1 pseudogene is annotated in these 409 nt (G+C 75.1%); it reads right to left on the bottom strand.

Annotation, left to right across the window (positions count from 1 at the left end):
- Positions 1-350, bottom strand: a pseudogene (locus KDL01_RS42440) (dTMP kinase); the annotation flags it as partial.
- Positions 351-409 lie beyond the last annotated feature (59 nt).

Genomic DNA, 409 nt, shown 5'->3' with positions numbered 1-409 from the left:
CGGCGGTCCAGCGGGCCGTCCGGCGCGGTGAGCGCGGTGAGCGGGCCGAGCAGGACGGCGCCGAACAGCACGGTCGCCAGGACGCGCACCCCGAAAACGGTCGCCACTGCGAACGCCGCGCCCCGGTGGCCGCCGCCGAAGGAGCCCGCGGCGATCGCCGCCTGGAGGGCGAGGAGGACCAGCACGAAGAGGGCGAGGACATCGCCGACCCCGCCCACGAGTTGCGCGCTCCACAGTCGTTTCAGCTGGGGTCGGCGCAGCAGGGCGCGGACGGCGCGCTCACGGGAGTCCGCGATCAGGGCGTCGTCCGGATCCGGTCGGTGGGCCGTTGGCCGCTCGGCTCGCGTCATGCGTTCAGCCTATCGGCCCGCGCGGACAGCACGGGGCGACGCGCCTGACATGCACACAC

It is taken from the genome of Actinospica durhamensis, from assembly GCF_018139695.1.
Lineage (GTDB): Bacteria > Actinomycetota > Actinomycetes > Streptomycetales > Catenulisporaceae > Actinospica > Actinospica durhamensis.
This window is presented reverse-complemented; position numbering and strand designations above follow the sequence as displayed.